Source organism: Polynucleobacter sp. AP-Feld-500C-C5, assembly GCF_018882265.1.
In the GTDB taxonomy this organism is placed as follows: domain Bacteria; phylum Pseudomonadota; class Gammaproteobacteria; order Burkholderiales; family Burkholderiaceae; genus Polynucleobacter.
Genome location: NZ_JACVOW010000022.1, coordinates 213,856 through 231,898 on the forward strand (window position 1 = coordinate 213,856; position 18,043 = coordinate 231,898).

The window sequence follows — 18,043 nt, forward strand, 5'->3', positions numbered from 1 at the left end:
TACCTCATAAATCAAATATAGCCTTCCATATCAACATATTTTATGTTTCCATCAATTATTATTAAAGCTAGTCATAGTGTTATATAAAATAATATTTAGATATTTGAGGACATAATTAAGAGTCAGCAGATAGCTGATCAAGCTCATCGTAGGCAATGAAAATGACATCATTTAATTAGAGATATTAAGAGCAGAAAAAATAATTTTAATGAAAGCCGTAGCAAGTAACTAAATCTTCGGCTTATATCTAAACCGGTCGCAGTATTGATGCCTCAATAAAAAACAATAGAGTTGAGGGGGCTGCAAGTCAGTTAGCAATTTGCCGCACTTAACCAAATCTTTTTGCTATGTCCGACGATGGGGGCCGAAGGAGATTATTCAAAGGCATATGTCTAGACTATTCAAAAAAAATACTTTGGTGAAACGGAAATTTTACATGAATAAACCGACTGAAACAGGTGTTAAATCATTCAGCTTAAAGATGACATATAAATCATCCTCGACTAATAAAAAGTTTAGCAATGGCTTTACAAAAAAAATCTAAAAATAAAGTTTAAATTCCCAATTATATTAATATATTTTCTACGTAAATTACAGGTTGAGCATGATTTTCAATATAGCTTGTATGGGCTGGGATATTCTCATTGTAAGAGCCTCTATTCAAAATCTTACATTTTGACCCAACCATAATAGATTTTATTTCAACTTCGGAACCAATCACACTACTTGAACCAAGCCGAGCATTAGGCCCAATCACTGATTTAGGGCCAATGAAGGCGCCTTTAGATAGAAAAACATTAGGAAGAATTACAGCACTCTCAGAAATAATTACACCATCCTCAATAATTACATTTTCAGATAAAACTGCATTTTTTCCAACAAAAATATTTTTACCCAAAGAGACTTTCTCGGAAATTGATGCGCTCATATCGATTAAATTGACAAGATTAAATGCATCGCTTAAGGAAAATACTCTCATTAAATTTACTCTCAACATGCTGAAATACATTTCATCCGAAGCAATAAATAAATCTTGGCCTTTTAGCCTTAACAAAATTTCATTTGAGATAGTAGCGTCTAATTTTTGATTTTCAAAGCTATAAGAATCTACCTCATAACCCAAGGATAAAGCTACATTCCTTGCAGTCGAGGAGAAAACAGATTCATCACTAAAAATAAATAATTTTTTCATTACAGGCTATTCAAAATTATTGTCCCTGAAGTAGTTGCGCCAAGCCGATATTCGTTTTTCATATTTTCCATAATTACCGGATAGGATTGCACTAGATGCAGATTTTTGAACATTTTCCATCATCACAATATCTTCCTTAAACGTTCTTAGGCCAAAACCTATCGCTTCTGAGTGGACTATAGAAAATATTCTATTATTAATTTTTCGCTTAGCAGTCGTATAAAAATAGTCAATAGAGGTTAAATCATATTCCTGGGGGAATAGAGCGCAATATGCAAAGCTATGTCCTCCAGTAGGAACCATAAAATGCAAATTAGGGAAAAAATAGTAATCAAGATAGGATCCCTTTGCGGGATACTCCTCAACCATATGATGCCAAGTCTCTTCGACATGCGGCAATAATGACGCAGACTTATAAGATAAATCTTTGATGTGTGAAAATTTTAAATCCTCACCCTCGATGAAGGTCGGCGGATCAAATGGTTTTTTGGTGCTTATTGTGCTCGGATGAACAAAAGGAATATGCAATTCATCCATGACAATCTCCATGATAAGCTTCCAATTGCATTTAGCATGTATGGTGGTCATTGAATAACTAGAGTCAATGTTATTGCTAATCGACTTCAAATCCTCTAACAACTCTAATGAAAATTGATCCTCAATTTTAAGAGGGGCATCTGATAAATTTAAGAAGATAAACTTACCAACTATTTCTATCTTAAATTCTTTCAGGCGTATGTTAGAACACTTTGACTCATCAAAACCATACATCTGATCGTTATAAGGAATTGTGGCAAGAGCTCCATCTGATCGATAACCCCAGCCATGAAAAGGGCATATTAAATAGCCATTACCACTTTTTTCTGAATAAATTTGAGCATTTCTGTGGAGACATCTATTTTCAAAAGCTCTAATTGAGTGTCCATCAAACCTCAAAAGCACGGAAGTATTAGCTATATCTTTTACTAAAAAATCATTTTTCTTAATGAACCTTGTCGTCAAACAAAAGAAAGCCCAATATTGTTGAAATAAATTATTATTCTTAGATTCAGCATATTCATCCATATTACTTACTCATTAAAGGCGGATTTTTAGCTTTTATCTAGTTAAAAGTCTGTGTGTCAGAAAATAGGATATTTGTATCAAATAACGTGCTGCCAAAATGTCTAATAGCTACACTTTTATATTGGTGTAAATTTTTGACTGAATTAATAATTTCAAACAAATCTTTAGGAAAGTGATACCCCGCCACATTAAGGGCGGGATGTTGTTTACTGATTATTGATTTAGCGCCTTCAATTACATTTGTTTCATATCCCTCGACGTCAATTTTTACTATAGTAGCATTTTCAACTACATCATCCATTCTCATGGTATCAATTTTAATAGACTCCAATTGCTCGCCGAAAGAGTCGAACCTAGTGCCAAACCGGTTTTCTGGGTTTAAAAAACAATCTATTTTACCGGGTACATTTGATAGGCCGGCCAAATAACAAGATGCATTTGGCAATACCTGACATAGGTTTTTGAGAGCAATAAAATTAACAGGATCAGGCTCAAATGCATGTATTGATTGATACAAGCCATTTGATGCGTTATAGAACTCTGCCACCGTATCTCCATGTGCTGCGCCTACATCAATATAATGCTCCTTATCGTTAATTAACATATAGGAGTGCGCTCTATCATAGCCACTAAACATTCCAAAATGCTGGCTAACCTCGAGCAAATAGCTTCTATTTAAGGAAATATATGTCTTTAATCTTGCAATAATTGTTGCCTTGGACAGCGGATCAATTAGTTCCTCGACAAGATGTAAGTATGAGCCTAAGTTGTTAATAACCTCCTCCCTCTCCTTATCAACAGCCAAATAGGTATGCCCCAAGGAAAGATCATTCATACATCTCAAATAATCCACAGTATCAAACCCTAAAGAAGATAGGGATTTGGTGAATTGAAGCCCTGCTAATGAATCATTAAAGTCTACTACCAATACATTTTTTTTATTTTCAATATTAATAAAATCGTGCAATAGTGTAAAGCTCCATAGTGAATCATTTTTCAGAGCATCAGAGATTCTTATTCTTTTTTTAGTGTTAAGACTGGCCACAATAACACCTTTAAAGTTACTGAGCTTATCTGATACAGCTCTCGCTCTAAGTGAAAAACTAGCAGAATGATCTCCAAGAAAAAAAATACTCTCATAGCTTTCTAAGGGTCGAAAACCTTCATTACAAGTTGTTACTAGTGCACTAATTTCTTTTTGCAAAAAACTCATTTCTCTACCCTTTATATATCAAGAAAACATTCTAGCTTCATCAGGATTAGCACCTCAAATTTTGCTAACACTTCATTATTATTAAGACTGTTTACTGCTCCAAACAGTATTTATCGATGACTTAAAAATTGTAATAATTTAATTAATAGCAATAAATATTTGTTGCATCAGGTTTAAATATATCATGTTGCCTAAACCCAATTTTGTACCCCAAATCCAAGCCATTAATATACTTAGGTAGGGTCAGAATATCCTCGGGTTTATGGTACACGGCTATCATCAGCTTCGGCTTTTTTCGTTCTAAAGTCTTGATTGATCCCATCAAGGCTTCGAGCTCGCTTCCCTCAACCTCATATTTAATAAATGTTGCATCCTGATTTGTCGCTAAATCAATCGATGTAACCGGAACCTCACTTTTTGAGAATTCTTGGTTTACGTGAAAACCTGACTGACTGATATGGGCCCCTAAATCGTGATCTGCCGACGTTAAAAATTCTAAAGTTCGCTCGTCAGACCAAACGCCTTTTTTAATTATTGATATAGCCCCTTTCAGAGGCTTTAAATAATACTGTTGCAATGTAGCGATGCGCTTTTCTATTTCAAGATTATTTTTAAGATCAGGCTCAAAAGTGTAAATATGCCTAAATTCACCCTTCACAGCAACTAAAAAAGCTTGTAACGTATCTCCTGTAAACGCTCCACAATCAACATATACTTCATCATCCGAAAAATTAAGATAGGATTTATCAAAGCAATAATTGTTATAGTCCAGCCGTAAAGCTCCCCTCCCAACAGCTATAGTTTCAAGATAAATTGGGTTAAGGGTTAACTTATACAAAATCATATTTAAGTAACTAATTTTTGAATACTCATCTACGAAAATATCACACTGCGAAATTAGTGCATCTACATTTTTAAGGGCATACTCAAAAAAATTGACGCCGAAATGTGATAGAACCCCATAGGAAGAAGTTTTAATTTCATACTTTTGAAAAGCCAATAGTATTTGAATTGGCGTTAAAAATTTAAAATCATGCTGAACACATTGTCTGATAAAGTGTCTCGTAGAATTTAAGGTAGAGACAAGGATCAGACTAATAATTTCACGTCTTTTAGATACCAGATCAATCCACTCACTCGTAGTAATTAGCTTGATCCCAAAGATCCACTCCAGTTTCTTAGATAACTCATCATCTACTATTGCAACGATATTTCCCGTTCTTGCCAGCGCCCTGATTTCCTCCCGCGAAACTGAGCCACATACAATCAATTGATGTTTCTCAAAGACAACGCCATCGGTGTCATTAAACCAATTCGGAAATATAGCGCTACTGTCTGAACTAATTTTATAAGCTATGCTGGTAATCTCTTTTTTTAACATCTCAGGTGATTTAAAAAAGTTAAGCTCAAGCATCTAAAAGACCCTCGTTAAATTTATGTTGAATAAAAAACTTAAAAAACTCTTAAAAATACGAAATAAAGCTCAGAGTCATCAACCGTCTAAGATGATAATTCGCCTCTCGCGTTTCGGAAGCAATCTAATCTTATAACTAGCGTTGGTGAAAAAGCCTCATCTGAGACAATGAATCATATCATTAAAGCATCAAAACTCTTGAAGGCACAGTTATTAGAATTGAATTTTTTTATCTAGATTCTAAGCTATTGAAAGAAAAAAATGAATGCGGTCAAATATAAAACTCTCTACAAGACCAGAAAAAAAACTGCCTTACTAATTCATGGCTTATTTACAACTTCTGGCTACTGGATTCCATATCTTAATTTTTTTAGCGAATTCAAATTGATTTTAATAGAAGTTGATTATTCCGGCTTGATTGATATTGATGAATACGTGCATGAAATTACTAAAATAATTCATGGTGAGTCTATTGGTGTATTAGATATAGTTATTTCGCACTCCCTGGGTACTTTAATAGCAGCAAAACTGCCAAAAAATTGCTACTCTTATTCGTTTGAAATTTGCCCCATGTATTCGGCAACCCTAATAAATGAAAATAAATTCGTTGATGTTATATTGTCAAAAATAATTGGATTATCTTCGGACGGATGTAAAAAAATACTTCATAATGCCAATGATACTATTATCAAAAATTTTCGTAAAGATCAAGACTTCATACAGCGAACCACTTTTATTCCGGATTGTGATTTGTTCTTTGTTTACAAACCTTTGAAAAATTCAAAAAATTATAACGGTGATCATTTTGAAATTGAATCCGCCCTTAATCAAATCAGTAAAATTATTTACTGATTGTTACTGAAGGTAGCCTATAACAAATGGGTGCACAGGGGCTCATATTTTTTATGCTATCTAAAAACATTTTATTTAATTATTTTTGCTTGCTTGATTTTGAATTAGCAAAGCAATAAATATTTCATCTTTTCAAATTTAAACTACTCACTGATCTCGACTGAAACATGGCCTATCAAATTCATGCCATAGATTTTTTCTTAAAATCAGTAGCCAAATTTCCACAGGAGTATGTAATTCATGAACACGATCGATCATATACTTATATAGAGTTACATAAACGTGCTCAAGAAATTGCTGCCTTGCTTCTAAGTCTTCATCTGCAACCCCTTCATCCCATTGTTATTGCTCTTCCGAAATGCTTTGATGCAATTGCAAGCATCATTGCAACGCAATTAGTTGGGCATATTTATGTTCCAGTTGATATCAATTCGCCGCCAGCTCGCATTGAAACCATACTAAATATAATTGGTAACCATACAATCATTACTTCAAACGATATTTCTGATAAATTTTATTTTTTAAAAAGTAACTTTCACGTTGTTAATATTGACCTAAAGCCTGAAAATTCATTCATACCACCCCTGAATTTCAGGCCTTCTACTGTTGACATAGACCCCCTTTACATCATGTTTACCTCTGGGTCTACAGGGGCGCCTAAGGGGGTAACAATAAGCAATCGTAGCGTTATTGACTATATCGAATGGGCACTGGAAACTTTTCCTGTTTCATCATCGGATATCACAATGAGCCAAGCCCCATTGTATTTCGACAACTCTACACTTGATCTTTATCTCACATGGGCAACCGGATCATCCTTATTTATTCCATCTGATCACATTTACTCTTTTCCAGTTGAGGTTTTAGAGGAAATGAAAGCTCGAAATGTCACTACTATTTTTTGGGTTCCTTCTGTACTTACTCATTTAGCAAACTCAGATCTGCTTGATTCAATAAAAGTAGACTCCCTTCGTAATATCCTATTTGCAGGAGAGACTGCCCCTGTTAAACAAATAAACAAATGGATTAAGTGCTATCCCAACTGCTTATTCGCTAATTTATATGGCCCAACAGAAATCACCGTTGACTGCACTGCTTACATAATGAATGGCCCATATAGAGGCACTTCATTACCTATTGGCTACGCATGTAAAAATACCAAGATTTACGTGCTTTCCGAGGATGATGAGATATGCGAACCAGATCAAATCGGAGAATTATGCGTTTCTGGATCTTCTCTAGCCCTTGGATACTGGAATGACCCTGATAAAACCAATCAGCTTTTTACGCAAAACCCAAGTCACAATATGTATCGTGACTTGATATACCGAACAGGTGATCTAGTAAAAAGGGATGCAGATGGTTTGATAACCTTCATAGGTAGGAAAGATAGTCAAATCAAGCATATGGGGTATCGTATTGAATTGGGCGAAATTGAAGCCGTTGTCACTCAACACCCTCAAATTGCATCCGCCGGAGTAGTCTACCTGCCCCAGGATAAAATAATTGCATGTGCAATAGTGCTAAAAACCAATGAAAAAATAGAAATGCTGTCAATTCGTAAGTATTTAAGCTCTAGACTTCCTACCTATATGATCCCAAAATCTATTCAAGTTATTTCCAATTTACCTCTCAATGCAAATGGAAAGGTGGACCGCAATACCCTTAATCACATTATCAAAAATAAAATTTAATGATTAATTCTGATGAAATACTCAAAATACTAATGGATCTTCATCCAGAATTTAACTATGCTCAATCGAGCAACTGGATAAAAGAGGGTCTTTTAGACTCACTGGACATTGTGATGTTGGTTTCTCAGCTAGAAAATAAGTTTTCTTTAAAAATCCCTGGTGAAAAAATACGCGCAGAAAATTTTATCAATTTGCCAACTATGATTTCTGTTTTTTTTAAGGATTCTTAGGGTGCAGTTTAACTATAGCGGCATCGAGATAACATTGGTTGCGGGTGTAGTGCCAAAAAATATTGGCTACTTTGATGACGAAATTGACAACTACAGCTATAACCATAGCCATTCAAATAATTTAAAACTTAAAAAGGTAATGGGGTTTGATCAACGTCGAATCGAAAATCAAAATCGCACCATATCTGATTATACCGTTTTCCTATTTCAACACCTTGAAAAACAAGGTCTGGTTTCAGCAGAAAAAATAGAAGGCGTATTTTTAGTTACGCAAACACCTGATTATCAGATTCCACCTACAAGCTGCGTGATTCATGGGCGATTAAAGCTTAACGAATCAACTTACTGTATTGATATTAATGATGGTTGCGCGGGCTATATTAAAGCCATTAATGAAGCCTGCATGTTTTTGCAAAGCTCATCGGCGCAATGTGCGATGATTATTGCTGGAGATATATTGAGTCCTAAAGTTTCAAAATATGACAGAAACTCTTACCCACTAATAGGGGATGCTGTAACAATATCGATATTAAAAAAAACAGCTTGCACTGAAAAAATTTTAGTAAATCTAATGATTCGCGGATCAGACCATGAGAAATTAATTATTCCCGCTGGGGGGTTACGTAATCCGTCTTCAGATGAGAGTAGAAAATTACAGGTTCAAGTAGATGGTAATAAACGTACCCTGGAACAATTACACATGCATGGTGGAGATGTATTTGCATTCACTCAATCAGTAGTTCCAGAATTTATTTTAGATAACTTGAAAAAATTGGAAAGAACTCCTAAAAATTATTCTCGCTTTTACTTTCACCAGGCTAATATTTTCATCTTGGATAAACTACGTCAAAAGTTTGATCTAAATATCACCCAAATGCCAGATAGAGTTATTCGCGAATATGGCAACTCTTCGTCCGCAACAATTCCAATGTTGATCGCCTCAGAGCAAGAAAAAGTTAAGATGAAATGTCTTTTAGCCGGATTTGGAGTTGGATTAGCCTGGGGTATAGTTGATTTGACTATTGATACAAACTCTAGTGCAGGCATTCATGAGCTATAGATACTACATAAATTTCAGTTTTTAATTTAAATATAAAATTTGGTAATAGTTATTAAAAATTTAATCATCAACTATGGCATATTCATAGCCTCATAAAATTATCTAGGTTACATAATGATTTTCATAGGCAGCGGCGCCTTACTTGCAGATGCGATTTCTTATGCCCTAGAGGTTGGGTTAACCATTGAACTAGTTTGCTGCCCAATGAAGGACTCTGCGATACCAAAATTAAGAAATTTAAAAATTTCGATTCTGGAGACTCAGCATCCAAATATTGACCTAGTGCCTTTGTTGAAAACATTGAAATCGAAAATTGCATTTTCCATTAATAATAAGTTCATTTTAGATGATTCTTTAATTGATTCTGAAATAGATTTTTTTAATATTCACAATGGACTTGTTCAACACTATCGCGGCATTAGTGAGGTCTGTATCTTTGCAGCCCTATGTCGCAACGAAAAACATTATGGTGTTACGTTACATAAAATATTACCCAGACAAAAAGTTGATTCTGGTCCAGTTCTAGCACAAATTACTTTTGATCTCTCGAATCAGGATAATTTTTTTTCGGTGCTTAATACATCAATCCGTGCATGCCGCAAAATTTTCAAAGAAAATTTGCTCGATATACTAGCAGATTCGTACCATTTACAAAGAGTTGATATCTCGGAGACCTCATACACCTACAAAGATCTTCCCCAATTAATCAAAAGCTCAAACTCTGTCAATTTGTCTAAAGCGTGTAATTTAGGAACTTATGGTTCATTTTTTCCAAAATTAAAATCATCTATTGACCATCTGAAATCAAATAAATGAAGCATAAGCCTTTTGAAAATGACGCACTCTGTCCTCAATTTCAATACCAAGAACTAGATTACGCCTAGAATTCTTCAGGCCTTTTTGAACTTTTTCGCAGATATATGTATCTTCTTCAAACACTTTTAATGTGAATTGATTTGAATCTACATAAATTTTTTCTAAAAGCTTTCTCCCTACATCGCTTTGGTTTTGAAAATTTGTACCAAAGGTTCTCGAGTGCACAGTCGTTAAGTCATGATTTTGAGGTTTAAAGTTTTGCAGATGGAAACTATAGCCCAAGAAAGAAGTTATGGTGAGATTGGGGAAAATGTGGTGGTGAGTATAACAATCTATTCTGTAAGGCCACTGACCTATTTTTTTGGAAAATTTATTCTCAAAACTTTTCAGCCAAGCATCATTCGCCTGATTATTCATGGATGAATGAAAATTACTATTGAAATTATTGGTAATATCACTCGTTGATTTACTCATACCATCTGCAGCTAAGAATGTTTTTTGATGCACCATAGGCACATGGTATCCTTCAAGAGAATTCTCAATAACAGCCTTCCAATTTGCTCGAACAGGTGCAATAAAATCTAAAGTTATATTACTTAATGCCGGTGAAATACTTTCTAGAAATTCATACTCTTCACCTAAAAATTCTCTCAAAGGAGATGGACTTTGCGCCAAACTAATAAAAATAAATTTTCCGACTGCTGAGCAACTTACTTCCTTTAACTTAAAAGTAGATGGACTATTGACTACCTCTGGGAAGCATTCTTTATTTGGGATTCCAACAGGAACCCCGCTCTTATCATAAACCCAGCCATGATAAGGACATCGCACCCTCCCGCCGTGCTTACCCTCTTCGCACAATAAACTTCCACGATGCGAACAACTATTAAAAAACGCCCTTGGTTGACCACCTTCATTTAGCTGAATTACGAGATCTGATGAACCTATTCGAATGCCGTAGTGAGAATCATGATCAATATCACTCCTCATACAAGCAAATATCCAAAGATTTTCGAAAATTTTCACATTTTCTTCATCAAAAAAATTTTGTGAAGTATATTGTTCTGGTTTAATAAAGGCTTGCATTACTTTACTCATTATTTATAATTAAATCGTCTTGCAGGGTTTCCAAGCACTGTAATATTTGGTGGTATTTTACCAATCACAACACTACCTGGGGCTACGATCACCCCATCACCAATAACTGCATTTGAAGTAATTACACAATTCGGATGGATGGTTACAAAATTTCCAATAGTTGCCCCCCCGGATATTGTGCAATGACTATTAATTTGACACCATTCACCAATCTTCGCATCATGACCGATTACAGTATATTCCTGGATATGCGTAAAATCACCGATCGATACGTCAACTGAAATGCCAACATTAGGGCCTATGATTGAGCCGTCCCTAAGATTGGCGTACTTAGAAACCTTAGCGCGTGGATGAACAATAGTTCCGAAATCAACGTGATATTCTTCCCGTAATTTCTTTGTATATTCCAATCGCGCTCTCGGATTCCCGATTGCCGCAATAAAAATTTCCCCCTCCAATGGGACATAATCAAAAGGGCTTGCGATAACTCTAGGGCGCCCTTTGTAACTATTCAATATCGAAGGGTCGTCATCCAAAAAGCCTTTAATCTCAAAAATAGGATTATCGTCTTCAATGTATGTGAGCATCTCCCTACCGAAACCCCGCGCACCAACGATCAGACAATTTCTTTTTAAAGTTTTCACATTCAGCTAATAGAAAGACCGCCATCCATAACCAAGGTTGTTCCAGTAACCCACCGGCTTGCATCAGATAAGAAATAAATACAGGCATTAGAGATATCTTCAGGCGTACCAAATCCTAAAGGATAGCTAGACTCAAGATCACTCATTGAATCTGCGCCTTTAACAGCAAGCGTAGCAGAAAGCAGCGGAGTATCTACAATAGCTGGGGACAGGGCATTCACTCTGATTTTTCGCTTAACAACCTCAAGAGCTAAACATCTCATTGCTGCGATAAGGTATGCCTTGCTTCCAGAATAAACTCCCACTCCAGCAACACCAATATGCGCTGCAATCGAGGATATAAATAAAACTGAGCCACCAAAATTAACTAAGTTCTTAGAGAGTAATTTTTGCATGAGCAAAATTGGCGCCTCTATATTAATACTATTAACCTCTCGAATGTGCTTGAGATTCGCCTGCCGAATTGGGACTAAACTAGAAATTCCGGCAGAATGAACAACGCCATCAACTGGTAATGCCATCTCTAAAATAATTAAATCCATAGCATCAGGTGATAACAGGTCCACCAAAACAGTTTTATGATTTTTATTTGAAATTGTATTGAGTTCTTTAAGTACTTTATCAAGTCTTTCAGCATTTCTGCCAACCCCGATAATTTCAGCCCCCATTTTTGCAGCACTTATGGCTATCGCGAAACCAAGGCCGGAGGATGCTCCTGTAACAAGAACTCTTTTTCCATCAAGTGTAAAAGGATTGTTCATTAATAAATAATATTGACTAGATTTATCAAAACTCAATCAAAGGGGGGCATATTGCATTATCAATATCAGCAATAAAAGTTCCCCAAGATAAACCTACGCCAAAACCACACCCTAAAACCTTCTTAGATTGATTATTGAGCTCTTTAGCCATTTCTACTGTAATAGTAAGAGGTAATGAGGCGCTACTGGTATTACCAAAATTTAAAAGTGTAGATGGCACTTTTTCTATTGGTATATCTAATTTTTTACGTATGGTTTCATTGATCATTTTATTAGCCTGATGGAAAATAAAATAATCAATCTCTTCTTTTTTAACATTAGCAAACTCCAACAAACCCATCACAACTTTTGGAACGGTCGAAATTGAAAAATTCATAATTTCGGGACCATCTAAAATAACTTCATCTGGCCAGGTTAGCAGGCCATTATTATTTGCAACAGGAATTGAATGCTGAGTGGCATATGGTTCGCGATGGCCGCCTACAGGCTTATAAATAGCTTTAAAACCCGAGCCATCTGAATTAAGATCAAAATACATAGGTTTAGCTCTTTGATCAAACTCTAGGGCTGTGACTGAAGCAGCATCCGAAAACAAAGGACTCTTCATGCTGGCTGATTTGTCGCCTATTACTAGCAAGGCCTTTCTTATGCTACCAGATGCAATCATGCTGCCAATAACATGAATACCAAAAGGAAAACCTGAGCATCCGAGATTTATATCAAAAGCAATTGTCTTGCTAGAGAGACCTAAGCGGTCTTGAAGAATGATGGCCGTAGAAGGCAATAAATAATCAGGGGATTGGGTGACGACAATTAATGCGTCAACATCTTCCTTTGCCCAGCCTAGCTGCTTGATCATTGCCTCAGCAGCAACTAACGCGTAATCAGAGAAACATTCCCAATCTCTCATGATTCTTCGATTAAGAATGCCAATATTTCTTACCAACCTCTCTCGCTCTGGTTGCAAAGCAGGATGACAATCTTCTATATTAGAAATCACTCTTTTTGGGACGACTGATGCGATCCCAGATATGCGCACATTTTGCAGTGCAAAAATTGCCATGGGTTTACTTAGTGTAATTAAAGATATCTATGATTTTTAAACATTTACTTAAATCATCGCCAGTAATTACCTTGGAGTACTCCATATCAAACATAACTATAACTCCAAGGGCGGCTAATGAATCCCATTCAGGCAGGCTTTTCAACTCCGCCTCCAGGGTAATTGGCACAGGATCCTGAAAATCTACGGCATTAATAAAGTGTTCTAAAAAAATTGCTTCTTGACTCATTTGGCTAAACTCCAATTTTTAAGGCATTAAAGACTGATCACTCCCAAAATAAGGGATCTTAATGTCATACTCCCCCCCTAGAATATAACATCTCAAGCTAAGCTTAATGACCAAATAAGGCCCTTATTGCCACTCAAATCCAAGAAATGGCTCAACCCTTATTTACCTAAAATTTAACTACCTCCACAAATGTAGTTATTTTGCTAGGAAAAGATTTCAGGAGAGTTTGTGATCAAAAAAATGAAGAATATAGCAAAATAACTGACGTTGGAAGCTAGCCTTAGTTGCAACTGAACGCTAACAACTCAGATAACTAGGCTGACTTGATTTACTCTACCTAACAATCAAAAAAATATGAATAAAGATCTCTTAAAAGCACTAGAGCTGGTGAAGGCAAAACAGATCGATCAGGCTATTGAGAAGGTCTACCCACTAGTTAAGTCTTCAGCACAAAAAGTCGATACCAATGCTGTTACGGTGCTTCTATATTGCCTTGAACAAAAACGGCGAAATTTAGAAGCTTTTATGATTTTACAAGAACTGCTTTTAAAAGACCCTAAGAATCCAAAATACCATGGCTATCTTGCACAGCTTTATATGAATGCTGGCGAGCTTGATAAGGCTATTAAGCATTCCAAAATCTCAGTTGAACTTGATCCTAACGATGAGCCTAATTTTTTAGGCTTAGTGGTGCAACAAGCTGCCCTCTCGAAAGATCCTCTAGAAATTAAAGCTTTATTTGAGTCTTGGGCACAGCGTTTTATGGATCCCCTGACTCCAAAAGAACCTATCAAGCATAAAAATAATTTAGAAGCTGACCGCGTATTGAAGATTGGCTACGTCTCAGGGGACTTTAAGAATCACTCAGTGCAATTTTTCATTGCTCCTTATCTCAAGCTACATGATAAATCTCAATTTGAGGTGCATGCTTTCATGACAATGGGGGAGGATGAAATAACTCAAGGCATGAAATCCTTAGTTTCTCACTGGCACTCTGTAGAGTACATGAAACGCCAGGATCTCTTCAATCTCATCCAATCACTCGAAATTGATATTCTGGTAGATCTTTCTGGCCCAACTGCTGGACATCGATTGGATGTTTTTGCGATGAAACCAGCGCCCATACAGCTCACCTGGTTTGGCTTTATGCAAACCTTTGGCATGAAAGCCATTGATTATCGACTAACAGATTGGACTGCCTGCCCACATGGATCAGAAGCGCACTATACAGAAAAAATCTACCGACTAGACGGTGGTATAAATGTCTACTCCCCCCCCGAGATTCCAGAGACAATACATCCTGCGCCTTATCAGAAAAATGGTTTCGTTACATTTGTGTGCATGAACCATTTTCGCAAAGTAAGCGATCCAAGTCTCAGACTATGGCTCAAAATACTGGAAGATCACCCTACTGCAAAATTAATGATTATTTCGCTTGAGAGTGTTGCAGAAAATGCTCAAGCCTCAGTCTTGCCCCGTCTTAAAGAGATTGGCATTCCCTTGGAGCGGGTGCATATCATGCCAAAACTACCTCTTCATTTTTTCTTAAATCTAGGTGCTTTTGCTGATTTTGCTGTGGACCCATTTCCAACTTCTGGGGGCACTACTACCCTGCATGCGATGTGGATGGGCTTACCTATCATAGCGCTTAATAATCACAGCAATATCGGCACCGTATCTGCAACAGTCAATATTATTAAGGGGTTAGGCCTGTCAGAGTGTATAGCTGATAACGAGGAAGAATACCAAACAATTGCCTCAGACTGGATTCTAAATCCAGAAAAACCTAACAGCCTTCGCTCCAAATGCCGAGAAGCCCTCCTTAAAAGTGCTCTCGCAGATCATCAGGGTAGGGTCAGTGAACTTGAGAAGGCTTATCGAAATATGTGGTTAGAATACTTAGAGCAGCAAAAAAAGAATTTCCTTGTAGAGGGCCACATTGGGCTGATTGAATAAAGATGGTCAAAAATAAAGTCCCTTTACTAAGGCCAACCGTTCCCTCCTCATCAGAGATATTGCCTTATCTACAAAAAATAGATACTGCAGCCATTTACACCAACTTTGGCCCCCTCAATGAAAGTCTAATCGAGCGAATTAACGCCGAACAGAAGTCAAAATTTTCTAATGCTGCATACAGCATTACAACTAGCAGCGGAACTTTAGCCCTAGAATTACTCATTTCTGCTCTCAATCTCAAGCCAGGGTCTCGTATTTTGTTACCCGCCCTCACTTTTATTGCTACTGCCTCTGCCATTCTGCGCTGTGGGCATATTCCTGTAGTGGCTGACGTAGACCCTCATTCTTGGTTGCTAACCACAAACTCCCTTGATCCTGCAATCAATTTGAAAAAAATTGGGGCCGTCATTCCAGTAACGACATTTGGGATGCCCGTAGACATTGGTGCCTGGTCTTCATGGCAAAAAGTGACAGGCATTCCAGTGATCATCGACGCTGCGGGTGCCTTTGGAGGACAAAGTATCAGCAAAAATATCTCTGCCATCTTTAGCCTGCATGCGACTAAATCCTTTAGCACTGGTGAAGGCGGCTTAATCATGACCGAGCATGCTGATTTAGCTAAAAAGTTGAAAAAGATGAGTAACTTTGGAATTGGCACTAAAGCTAGCACTCAGGGAACTAATGCCAAGCTTTCTGAATATCATGCTGCCGTCGGTCATGCCAGCCTTAATAGCTTTAATATAATCGCCCAAAAAAGAAGAGATCTGTTTGACGATTACCGAAAGCGTATTCATGAAAGCTTTGGTGATGTGCTGAGCTTTCAGACAAATACGGGTGTATTTGCTCCATCAATCTTTAATGTGCGGTTTAAAAACCAAACACAAAGAGCGCGTGCAGAAAAAGAATTTGAGGCTGATCTGATTGAAACACGGCGCTGGTACCAGCCTCTCATCCAAAATCACCCAGATCTGGCAGGAATCGAGGCCCCAGTAGAAATGCCTCATGCTCTTGAGCTTGAAAAAACAGTGCTTGGTCTACCCTTTTTTCTAGGCATGACTAAACAAGATCAGGATAGAATTATTGAGTGCCTAAAAAGAGCCATTAGTGGCACTGTTCATAAATAGAGATAGGCTTTTATTGATGCTCTAGCTGATAGAGCCAAGCAAGAATCTCAGCAACAGCCTGATATAACGCGGGTGGAATATTTTCATCTAAATCAACCTGCATTAACAAAGCAACCAAATCTTTGGATTCATGAATAAAAACATTGCTCTCCTTAGCACGAGCAATGATTTGTTCGGCAACCAAACCCTTACCGCTAGCCAATACTTTAGGTGCAAATTCACCATGCTCATACGTTAGTGCTACTGCTTGTTGTAAGATCTTGGCCTTATCCATGAGGTACTACCTCGATCGCGTCTAATTCCTGGCCTCGATCTATGAAAGTCGATTTCAGTGCGGGTACTCGCTCTTTTAGCAGGTCTTCTGTCTGGGGTTTCTCAGCCTTCATGGAAACCCCAAGAACATGATTAGTTAGCCTGAGACTAATTCGAACCTTCCCGAGCCTTAGTAGATCTAATTGGATCTCACTAATAATCGTGTTGATAGCTTCGCCAGTATTTTCCTTAGTTGGCTCTTCCGTGTCATAACCCAATTGCCAAACCATTTCTTGACCAGGCCAAATTGTGCCGGCCCAACGTACTGCTTGATTTTCTAGAGCATCTAACTGCTTATTGACAACTTGAGAGGCATTAAAATTCGGACGATTCTGTGGCTCCCTCATCAGCGAGCTTAGTGGCCACTTTCCTTTGGTGAAATTAGCCAGATGAGACTCATAAAAAAGCCCACTCATCACAATTGCATTTTGTAGCTGAGCAGCTGTCAATGAAGGATTTTGCGGACTCTGCAGCAATGGAGGTGTCAAGCTTTCTATCTGCGAAAGTCCATCTTGCATTTTTGCCTCATCTAGGTACTTGGCAATTAACATACCAGCGCCACTCAAGACCACATTGTTATATAAACCTTGAAGAGAGCCTTCATTGAGTAGTAAAAATGTTGGGTTAGGTTGGCTACCCAAAAAACGAAAATGCAAGACATCGCCCACCGCATGATTGCTTGGTAGCTTCATACCAAAAACCTGATCGCCGATTTGCACTTCTGCTACACCATGAGTATCAAACGATAAAATCCTGCCGGCATACTCAGCCCCGACAGTCAAAATACTTTGGGTGCCTGTTGGAGCCTGTGTTGATCCTATCGACGAGAGATTGTTAATAGGGTTGATCGGCATAAATACCTAAAGTGATATGGGCATTATTTTTTTAAATTATGGCCACTCATAATGTCTGATAAGCGCAGCATCCAAGGCTGCATTAGATCCATAATTTCTTTATCGTTTGATAGGATCGTTTTAAGACAAGCAATTTTTCTCTCGAGAGCTTCAGGTGTTAGAGGGCTTTGCTCGCCATGCACCGGAATTTGATGAATATAACCCTGACAGAGGATCTCTAACTTACCATAACCATCCCAGTCCTTTTGGCGCGCAGCCTCTAGCATCTGTTGACTAATTTCAGTCACTGCTTCATAAAGGGAGAGCATATCGCTATTGGACATTTAAATTTTGATTTGTGAAAAAAGCGATTGCTGCAATTAATTAGGCATCCTATGGATCTACATTGAGATAATACAAAACTTAAGGCCCAAACAATACTGATATAAGACCCCTAAAACTGGTTTAACTGGGCTAATTATCCTTT

19 protein-coding genes are annotated in these 18,043 nt (G+C 37.3%); 7 read left to right on the forward strand and 12 right to left on the reverse strand.

Annotated features, from left to right (window positions below; all coding sequences use genetic code 11):
- Positions 1-565: 565 nt before the first annotated feature.
- The 4 genes from ICN21_RS07510 to ICN21_RS07525 form a co-directional block, all read right to left on the reverse strand.
- Positions 566-1,192: a hypothetical protein gene (locus ICN21_RS07510; protein WP_216177958.1), complete on the reverse strand. Its 627-nt coding sequence runs from the start codon at positions 1,190-1,192 to the stop codon at positions 566-568.
- Positions 1,193-1,198: 6 nt separating this feature from the next.
- On the reverse strand, positions 1,199-2,257 hold the full coding sequence (locus ICN21_RS07515) for an SRPBCC family protein (protein ID WP_216177959.1): 1,059 nt from the start codon (positions 2,255-2,257) through the stop codon (positions 1,199-1,201).
- A 37-nt stretch (positions 2,258-2,294) separates the two neighbouring features.
- Positions 2,295-3,470: an FkbM family methyltransferase gene (locus ICN21_RS07520; RefSeq protein ID WP_216177960.1), complete on the reverse strand. Its 1,176-nt coding sequence runs from the start codon at positions 3,468-3,470 to the stop codon at positions 2,295-2,297.
- A 142-nt stretch (positions 3,471-3,612) separates the two neighbouring features.
- On the reverse strand, positions 3,613-4,884 hold the full coding sequence (locus ICN21_RS07525) for an FkbM family methyltransferase (RefSeq protein ID WP_216177961.1): 1,272 nt from the start codon (positions 4,882-4,884) through the stop codon (positions 3,613-3,615).
- A gap of 261 nt (positions 4,885-5,145) precedes the next feature.
- Between ICN21_RS07525 and ICN21_RS07530 the strand changes: the two genes are divergently transcribed.
- The 5 genes from ICN21_RS07530 (at position 5,146) to ICN21_RS07550 (ending at position 9,536) form a co-directional block, all read left to right on the forward strand.
- On the forward strand, positions 5,146-5,736 hold the full coding sequence (locus ICN21_RS07530; protein ID WP_216177962.1) for a hypothetical protein: 591 nt from the start codon (positions 5,146-5,148) through the stop codon (positions 5,734-5,736).
- 167 nt (positions 5,737-5,903) lie between these two features.
- Entirely contained in the window at positions 5,904-7,430 is a 1,527-nt protein-coding gene (locus ICN21_RS07535; protein WP_216177963.1) for an amino acid adenylation domain-containing protein, read from the forward strand.
- Entirely contained in the window at positions 7,430-7,660 is a 231-nt protein-coding gene (locus ICN21_RS07540) for a hypothetical protein (protein WP_216177964.1), read from the forward strand. The genes ICN21_RS07535 and ICN21_RS07540 overlap by 1 nt, the downstream gene beginning before the upstream one ends.
- Before the next feature lie 49 nt (positions 7,661-7,709).
- Positions 7,710-8,720 carry a 3-oxoacyl-[acyl-carrier-protein] synthase III C-terminal domain-containing protein gene (locus ICN21_RS07545; RefSeq protein WP_216177965.1) on the forward strand — a complete coding sequence of 337 codons (1,011 nt, stop codon included), beginning with the start codon at positions 7,710-7,712 and terminating at the stop codon, positions 8,718-8,720.
- Between the two features lie 114 nt (positions 8,721-8,834).
- Entirely contained in the window at positions 8,835-9,536 is a 702-nt protein-coding gene (locus tag ICN21_RS07550; RefSeq protein WP_216177966.1) for a hypothetical protein, read from the forward strand.
- Here the strand turns inward: ICN21_RS07550 and ICN21_RS07555 are convergent.
- From ICN21_RS07555 to ICN21_RS07575, 5 genes are read right to left on the reverse strand one after another with little or no spacing between them, the layout of a single operon-like run.
- Complete coding sequence (locus tag ICN21_RS07555) at positions 9,525-10,622, reverse strand: aromatic ring-hydroxylating dioxygenase subunit alpha (protein ID WP_216177967.1); 1,098 nt, start codon at positions 10,620-10,622, stop codon at positions 9,525-9,527. The two genes, ICN21_RS07550 and ICN21_RS07555, sit on opposite strands and share 12 nt — an antisense overlap.
- Positions 10,623-10,633: 11 nt before the next feature.
- On the reverse strand, positions 10,634-11,278 hold the full coding sequence (locus ICN21_RS07560; RefSeq protein ID WP_370624075.1) for an acetyltransferase: 645 nt from the start codon (positions 11,276-11,278) through the stop codon (positions 10,634-10,636).
- Between the two features lie 2 nt (positions 11,279-11,280).
- Positions 11,281-12,075, reverse strand: coding sequence for an SDR family NAD(P)-dependent oxidoreductase (locus tag ICN21_RS07565; protein WP_255534248.1), 795 nt, complete (start codon positions 12,073-12,075; stop codon positions 11,281-11,283).
- Positions 12,065-13,102 (reverse strand): ketoacyl-ACP synthase III, encoded by a 1,038-nt coding sequence (locus ICN21_RS07570; RefSeq protein ID WP_216177968.1) that lies wholly within the window; start codon positions 13,100-13,102, stop codon positions 12,065-12,067. The genes ICN21_RS07565 and ICN21_RS07570 overlap by 11 nt, the downstream gene beginning before the upstream one ends.
- A 4-nt stretch (positions 13,103-13,106) precedes the next feature.
- Complete coding sequence (locus ICN21_RS07575; RefSeq protein WP_216177969.1) at positions 13,107-13,331, reverse strand: acyl carrier protein; 225 nt, start codon at positions 13,329-13,331, stop codon at positions 13,107-13,109.
- 354 nt (positions 13,332-13,685) lie between these two features.
- Here ICN21_RS07575 and ICN21_RS07580 point away from each other — a divergent pair, with 354 nt between their 5' ends.
- Together ICN21_RS07580 and ICN21_RS07585 are read left to right on the forward strand one after the other, a co-directional pair.
- Entirely contained in the window at positions 13,686-15,287 is a 1,602-nt protein-coding gene (locus ICN21_RS07580; RefSeq protein ID WP_216177970.1) for a tetratricopeptide repeat protein, read from the forward strand.
- Between the two features lie 2 nt (positions 15,288-15,289).
- A complete protein-coding gene (locus ICN21_RS07585) occupies positions 15,290-16,411 on the forward strand; it encodes a DegT/DnrJ/EryC1/StrS aminotransferase family protein (protein WP_216177971.1) in 1,122 nt (373 codons plus the stop codon).
- 10 nt (positions 16,412-16,421) lie between these two features.
- On the opposite strand, the gene ICN21_RS07590 is transcribed toward ICN21_RS07585, so the two are convergent.
- Genes ICN21_RS07590 through ICN21_RS07600 form a run of 3 tightly spaced genes read right to left on the reverse strand, consistent with a single transcriptional unit; the run spans position 16,422 to position 17,900 of the window.
- Positions 16,422-16,685, reverse strand: a complete 264-nt coding sequence (locus tag ICN21_RS07590; RefSeq protein WP_216177972.1) for an EscU/YscU/HrcU family type III secretion system export apparatus switch protein — start codon at positions 16,683-16,685, stop codon at positions 16,422-16,424.
- Complete coding sequence (locus ICN21_RS07595) at positions 16,678-17,577, reverse strand: flagellar hook-length control protein FliK (protein WP_216177973.1); 900 nt, start codon at positions 17,575-17,577, stop codon at positions 16,678-16,680. The genes ICN21_RS07590 and ICN21_RS07595 overlap by 8 nt, the downstream gene beginning before the upstream one ends.
- A gap of 23 nt (positions 17,578-17,600) precedes the next feature.
- The gene (locus ICN21_RS07600; RefSeq protein WP_216177974.1) at positions 17,601-17,900 is read right to left on the reverse strand and encodes a flagellar protein FliT; all 300 of its coding nucleotides are present in this window, start codon (positions 17,898-17,900) and stop codon (positions 17,601-17,603) included.
- Positions 17,901-18,043 lie beyond the last annotated feature (143 nt).

Excerpts from the sequence above, each read along its gene's own strand:
- ICN21_RS07510 (WP_216177958.1), bottom strand. The coding sequence starts at position 1,192 with ATGAAAAAATTATTTATTTTTAGTGATGAATCTGTTTTCTCCTCGACT.
- ICN21_RS07515 (WP_216177959.1), bottom strand. The coding sequence starts at position 2,257 with ATGGATGAATATGCTGAATCTAAGAATAATAATTTATTTCAACAATAT.
- ICN21_RS07520 (WP_216177960.1), bottom strand. The coding sequence starts at position 3,470 with ATGAGTTTTTTGCAAAAAGAAATTAGTGCACTAGTAACAACTTGTAAT.
- ICN21_RS07525 (WP_216177961.1), bottom strand. The coding sequence starts at position 4,884 with ATGCTTGAGCTTAACTTTTTTAAATCACCTGAGATGTTAAAAAAAGAG.
- ICN21_RS07530 (WP_216177962.1), top strand. The coding sequence starts at position 5,146 with ATGAATGCGGTCAAATATAAAACTCTCTACAAGACCAGAAAAAAAACT.
- ICN21_RS07535 (WP_216177963.1), top strand. The coding sequence starts at position 5,904 with ATGGCCTATCAAATTCATGCCATAGATTTTTTCTTAAAATCAGTAGCC.
- ICN21_RS07540 (WP_216177964.1), top strand. The coding sequence starts at position 7,430 with ATGATTAATTCTGATGAAATACTCAAAATACTAATGGATCTTCATCCA.
- ICN21_RS07550 (WP_216177966.1), top strand. The coding sequence starts at position 8,835 with ATGATTTTCATAGGCAGCGGCGCCTTACTTGCAGATGCGATTTCTTAT.
- ICN21_RS07555 (WP_216177967.1), bottom strand. The coding sequence starts at position 10,622 with ATGCAAGCCTTTATTAAACCAGAACAATATACTTCACAAAATTTTTTT.
- ICN21_RS07570 (WP_216177968.1), bottom strand. The coding sequence starts at position 13,102 with ATGGCAATTTTTGCACTGCAAAATGTGCGCATATCTGGGATCGCATCA.
- ICN21_RS07575 (WP_216177969.1), bottom strand. The coding sequence starts at position 13,331 with ATGAGTCAAGAAGCAATTTTTTTAGAACACTTTATTAATGCCGTAGAT.
- ICN21_RS07580 (WP_216177970.1), top strand. The coding sequence starts at position 13,686 with ATGAATAAAGATCTCTTAAAAGCACTAGAGCTGGTGAAGGCAAAACAG.
- ICN21_RS07585 (WP_216177971.1), top strand. The coding sequence starts at position 15,290 with ATGGTCAAAAATAAAGTCCCTTTACTAAGGCCAACCGTTCCCTCCTCA.
- ICN21_RS07590 (WP_216177972.1), bottom strand. The coding sequence starts at position 16,685 with ATGGATAAGGCCAAGATCTTACAACAAGCAGTAGCACTAACGTATGAG.
- ICN21_RS07595 (WP_216177973.1), bottom strand. The coding sequence starts at position 17,577 with ATGCCGATCAACCCTATTAACAATCTCTCGTCGATAGGATCAACACAG.
- ICN21_RS07600 (WP_216177974.1), bottom strand. The coding sequence starts at position 17,900 with ATGTCCAATAGCGATATGCTCTCCCTTTATGAAGCAGTGACTGAAATT.